This is a genomic window from Streptomyces sp. NPDC058964 (assembly GCF_042741275.1).
Classification (GTDB): Bacteria; Actinomycetota; Actinomycetes; order Streptomycetales; family Streptomycetaceae; genus Streptomyces.
In genome coordinates this window covers 1-5,658 of record NZ_JBHYKH010000560.1, presented here as the reverse complement: position 1 = coordinate 5,658, position 5,658 = coordinate 1, and the positions used below count along the sequence as shown (strand labels likewise).

The 5,658-nt window shown below is 71.9% G+C and carries 5 protein-coding genes; all 5 read left to right on the top strand.

What is annotated here, in order from left to right; translation table 11 throughout:
* The coding region (locus tag ACFW2E_RS40160) for a YfhO family protein (RefSeq protein ID WP_384475026.1) at positions 1-2,523 on the top strand (2,523 nt) is incomplete at its 5' end.
* 34 nt (positions 2,524-2,557) lie between these two features.
* Entirely contained in the window at positions 2,558-3,508 is a 951-nt protein-coding gene (locus ACFW2E_RS40155; RefSeq protein WP_384475023.1) for a glycosyltransferase family 2 protein, read from the top strand.
* Entirely contained in the window at positions 3,508-3,906 is a 399-nt protein-coding gene (locus ACFW2E_RS40150) for a GtrA family protein (protein ID WP_384475020.1), read from the top strand. The genes ACFW2E_RS40155 and ACFW2E_RS40150 overlap by 1 nt, the downstream gene beginning before the upstream one ends.
* A 55-nt stretch (positions 3,907-3,961) precedes the next feature.
* On the top strand, positions 3,962-4,990 hold the full coding sequence (argC, locus tag ACFW2E_RS40145; protein ID WP_384475016.1) for an N-acetyl-gamma-glutamyl-phosphate reductase: 1,029 nt from the start codon (positions 3,962-3,964) through the stop codon (positions 4,988-4,990).
* The coding region (locus ACFW2E_RS40140) for a bifunctional ornithine acetyltransferase/N-acetylglutamate synthase (protein WP_384475014.1) at positions 4,987-5,658 on the top strand (672 nt) is incomplete at its 3' end. The genes argC and ACFW2E_RS40140, both read left to right, overlap by 4 nt.

Below are 5,658 nucleotides of genomic sequence, written 5' to 3'. Positions count from 1 at the left end.
TACCCCGTCGGACCCCGCACCCGCGACGTCAACGACCTGGGCAACCAGTACGTGCCGTTCCACGCCCACCTGTGGGACCTGCTGCACGGCAGGGCCGACGGCGGTCTCCTGGTCAACTGGCAGTCCGGATTCGGCTCCAGCTTCCTGCCCGACCTCGGCACGTACCTCAGCAGCCCGTTCGCCCCGCTCGTCGCGGTGTTCCCGAGGGACCAGACCGACCTCGCCGTCTATGTGATCACCGTGCTGAAGACCGCGTCCGCCGGCGCGGCCATGGCCTGGCTGCTGCTCGCGCTGCGCCCCGGCCGCGGGTGGGCGGCCGGACTGCTCGGCGCCTCCTACGCCCTGTGCGGCTGGAGCGTGGCCATGGGCGCCTACAACCCGATGTGGCTCGACGGCCTCATCGCCCTGCCGCTGCTCTGCCTGGTCGGCGAATGGGCGACGGACGGACGGCGTCCGGTCCTGGGCGCGCTGGTCGTGGCGGCCGCCTGGACCGCCAATTTCTACACGGCGTACATGGCCACCCTCGGCGCCGGTCTGGTGCTGCTGCTCCGGCTGTGGCTGACCGGGCTCCCGCGCCGGCGGCGGTTCGCGGCAGCCGGCCGGGCGGGCCTGACCACGGCACTCGGCATCGGCCTGGCCGCACCGCTGGTGACGGTCGTCTACTTCGGCACCGAGCACGCCCGACCGGGCCGGGCCGGGCGGTTCACGCCGGTGCCGACCGAGGACCTCCTGGCCCGCCTGCTGCCGGCGACCTACGGCTTCAGCAGCCCGGCCGTGTACGTGGGCACCACGGCGCTGCTGCTCGTCCTCGCCCTGCCCTTCCACCGGGCGGTTCCCCGCCGGGTGCGCGCCGGGTGGACGCTGCTGGTGGCCGGGGTGACGATGTCGACGCAGTGGGGCCCGACCCACCTCGTCTGGCACGCCTTCGCCACCCCTCAGGGCAGCGCGTACCGCCAGAGCTTCGTCCTGTGCGGGCTGCTGGTGATCGCCGCGTGGATTTCGCTGTCGTACGGCCCGCCGGACCGGCGCGCGCTCGGCGCGGCGACCGTGCTGCTCGCGCTGATCATGGCCGTGGCGAGCGGAAGCGTACTGGCGCGCCGCCCGTTCACGCTGCCGATCGCACTGTTCGCCGTGCTGGCCGCGCTGACCGGACTGGCCCTGCTGGGCCATGCCGCCGCCGGACGGCGCACGGCCCTGGTCGGTCCGGCCGTGGCCCTGCTCCTGTGCGGGCAGTTCGGCGAGGCCACCGCCACCTCCGCCGTGGCAACGCGGCTGCGGCTCGCCCACATGGACGACTACGCCCCCTGGGGGCCGCGCCAGCAGCGGCAGTCGGAGGTGATCGCCGACGCCGACGACTGGCCCCGCCATCGCACCGAACCGGGCCGCGAGCAGACCGTCGGCAACGACCCGATGGAAGTGGGCGGCCAGGGCGCCCAGTACTACAGCAGCCTGACCTCCGACGTCCTCAGCCGCACGCTCACCGCCCTCGGGGACGGCTGGACCTCGCGGGGCCGCAGTCTGCAGAGCCTGGACAACGCCGTCACGGACGCGATCTTCTCCGTCGGCGCGCGGGTGCACTCACCGCCGGACCCGCACCAGAACTGGTTCCCCCAGGACGGCGGCCGGACGACCGCGACCCGGCAGCCGGCACCTCCCCTGGTCACGGTGCGGCCCGATTCCGCCGGCACGCGCGGCCGCACCGGCGTCTCCGCCTTCGGGCCGTCGCCGTACCGCAACCAGGAGCTGCTGCTGGGCACCCGCGTGTACACCGTCCCCCGCCCGACCGTGCGCACGAGCGCCGGCCGGAAACCGGATCGCAGCGACGACGCACGGCCCGGCCTGCGCCTCGGCGCCCTCCCCGCCGGGACCGCCGCCCCGTCTCCGACGATCACGGCACGCTGCCCGGCGGGCAGCGAGGTGTACCTGTGGGCACCGTACTTCTCGGGCACCGCCCGCCTCGCCGGCGCCCCGGCCGGCGGCCCGACCGGGCGGTTCCGCTCCGATCGTCCCGTCACCAGGATCGCCTCCATGCAGCGGCTCGGCAGGGTGCCCGCCTCCGGACGGCTCCGGATCGATCTGTTCCCCGACAGGACGAGCCTCGTCCCGGACGGCGCGGTCGGCTGCCTCGACACCGCCCGGCTGGGCACCGCGGTCGAACGGCTCAGCGCCACCGGCGCCACCGGGGTGACCGTCTCCGACGGCACGATCCGGGCCCGGCTCCCGGCGGGAAGCCGGGGAACCGCCGTCGTGGCGGCGCCCCGGATCGCCGGCTGGCGCTGTGCCACGGGCGGTGCCGCCGCCGTACCCGCCCATGAGTACTACGGGCTGATCGCCGTGCCGCTCGACGGCTCCTCGACCAGCCTCACCTGCACGTTCCGTCCGCCAGGACTGCGGCTGGGCAGCGCGGTCGGGGGCGTCTCGCTGCTGGCCCTCGTCCTGCGCGGTGCCCTCACCGCCGTCCGGCGACGGCGTGCCGCGGCACTCCCGACGACCACCCGTCCACCCGACCACGCGAGCGCGTGACCGGCGCTCCGGCACCGTGCCCCAGGGGAGAACCATGCTCATCTCGATCGTCGCGCCCTGCTACAACGAGGAAGACGTCATCGAGCGCTTCCACGAACACGTCCAGCGGGTCGCGGAGGAACTCCTGCCGCTCGGCCACGACATGGAGTTCGTGTACGTCGACGACGGCAGCCGCGACCGCACCCTCGCCGTGCTGAAGCGGCTCGCCGGACTCGACCCGCGCGTGCGGTACGTCTCCTTCAGCCGCAACTTCGGCAAGGAGGCGGCCCTGCTCGCCGGACTGCGGAACGCCTCGGGGGACTCCGTGGTCGTCATGGACTCGGACCTCCAGCATCCGCCGGAACTGATCAAACGCATGGTGTCCCTGCGCGAACAGGGCTACGACCAGGTCATCGCCAGGCGCACCAGGAGCGGCGACCGGATCACCCGCACGGTCACCGCCCGCCTCTACTACCGGCTCGTCAACCGTCTCGTCGACGTGGAACTCGTGGACGGCGTCGGCGACTTCCGGATGCTGTCCCGCCGCGTGGTGGACGCGGTCCTGGCGCTCACCGAGTACAACCGCTTCTCCAAGGGCCTGTTCGCCTGGGTGGGGTTCCCCGCCACGACCTTCGAGTACGAGAACGCCGTGCGCGAGCACGGCCGCAGCTCGTGGACCTTCCGGGGCCTGCTCGACTACGGACTCGACGGGCTGCTCTCGTTCAACAACCGCCCGCTGCGTGCCGCCCTGCACCTCGGCGTCGTCCTGCTGCTGTGCGCGGGGCTGTACACCGCTTGGATCGTGGGCGCGGCACTCGTCAACGGAGTGGAGACACCGGGCTATGTCACGATCATCACTGCCGTCACGGCCCTCGCCGGTGTCCAGATGACCATGCTGGGGGTCATCGGGGAGTACACGGGCCGGATCTACTACGAGGTCAAGGGGCGTCCGCACTTCCTGGTGAAGGCGACCAACGTGGAACGAGCGAAAGACCTGATTCCCTGATGCCCATGCCGACAGCGCGCCCCATACGGAGGCAGATTCTCACCTTCGCCGTGGTCGGTGTGATCAACACGGCCACGTACTACGGTCTTTACCTCCTTTTTCTCATTTCCTTGCCCTATCTCGGCGCGCATGTTCTCGCATTCCTGCTCAGCATGACGGGATCCTTCTTCCTGAATGCCCGCTTCACCTACCGCACGCGGCCGACCCTGCGGAAATTCCTGCTGTTCCCGCTGACGAACGCCGTCAATTTCCTGACCACCACCGCGGGCGTGTACGTCATCGTCGGCGTCCTGCACGAGGGGAGTCGGTTGGCCCCCCTGGTCGCGTCCGCGGCGGCGATCCCGGCGACCTTCCTCGTCTCCCGCCGGATCATGGCCCCCCGGATGAGCGCCGCCTAGGATTGCATAAACGTGCAACGATACGTATAGTCATGCCATCCAGGAGGAGGGTGACATGGCGGTACGAGCGGCGGTGGCCGGAGCGAGCGGATACGCGGGCGGAGAGGTCCTGCGACTGCTCCTCGCGCACCCCGAGATCGAGATCGGGGCCCTGACCGGCAACTCCAACGCGGGTCAGCGGCTCGGCGCGCTCCAGCCGCACCTTCTGCCGCTGGCCGACCGGGTGCTGGAGGAGACCACCCCCGAGGTGCTCGCCGGGCACGATGTCGTCTTCCTCGCCCTGCCCCACGGGCAGTCCGCCGCCGTCGCCGAACAGCTCGGCCCGGACGTGCTCGTCGTCGACATGGGCGCCGACTTCCGGCTCGAGAACGCCGCCGACTGGGAGAAGTTCTACGGTTCCCCGCACGCCGGGACCTGGCCCTACGGCCTCCCCGAACTTCCGGGCGGCCGCGCTGCGCTGGAGGGGTCCAAGCGCATCGCGGTGCCCGGTTGCTACCCGACCGCCGTCTCCCTCGCGCTCTTCCCCGCGTACGCCGCGGGGCTCGCCGAGTCCGAGGCCGTGATCGTCGCCGCCTCCGGCACCTCGGGCGCGGGCAAGGCGCCCAGGCCGCACCTGCTGGGCAGCGAGGTCATGGGGTCGATGTCGCCGTACGGCGTCGGCGGAGGACACCGGCACACCCCCGAGATGATCCAGAACCTCAGCGCCGCGGCGGGGGAGCGGGTCTCGGTCTCCTTCACGCCGACCCTCGCGCCGATGCCGCGCGGGATCCTCGCCACATGCAGCGCGAAGGCGCGCGAGGGTGTCACCGCCGAGTCCGTCCGCACGGCCTACGAGAAGGCGTTCGCCGACGAGCCCTTCGTCCACCTCCTGCCCGAGGGCCAGTGGCCGGCCACCGCGTCCGTCCACGGTTCCAACGCCGTTCAGGTGCAGGTCGCGTACGACGGGGCCACGGGGCGCATCATCGCGATCAGCGCCATCGACAACCTGACCAAGGGCACCGCGGGCGGTGCCGTCCAGAGCCTGAACATCGCCCTGGGTCTCGACGAGACCACGGGACTTTCCACGATCGGAGTCGCACCGTGAGCGTCACGGCAGCCAAGGGATTCACGGCGGCGGGCGTCGCCGCCGGGATCAAGGAGAACGGCAACCCGGACCTGGCCCTCGTGGTCAACACCGGGCCCCGCCGCGCCGCCGCAGGCGTCTTCACCTCGAACCGTGTGAAGGCCGCGCCCGTGCTGTGGTCCGAGCAGGTGCTCAAGAGCGGTCAGGTCTCCGCCGTCGTCCTCAACTCCGGCGGCGCCAACGCCTGTACGGGTCCCAAGGGCTTCCAGGACACCCACGCCACCGCCGAGAAGGCCGCCGAGGTCCTCGGGCGGGGCGCCATCGAGGTGGCCGTGTGCTCCACCGGCCTCATCGGTGTGCTGCTGCCCATGGACAAGCTGCTCCCGGGCGTCGAGACGGCCGCCGCCCAGCTCTCCGAGCACGGCGGCGAGAAGGCGGCCATCGCCATCAAGACCACCGACACCGTCCACAAGACGTCCGTCGTCACCAGGGACGGCTGGACCGTCGGCGGCATGGCCAAGGGCGCCGGCATGCTCGCCCCGGGCCTGGCCACCATGCTCGTCGTGATCACCACCGACGCCGACCTGGAGACCGAGGTCCTCGACCGCGCCCTGCGCGACGCCACCAAGGTCACCTTCGACCGCGTCGACTCCGACGGCTGCATGTCCACCAACGACACGGTGCTGCTC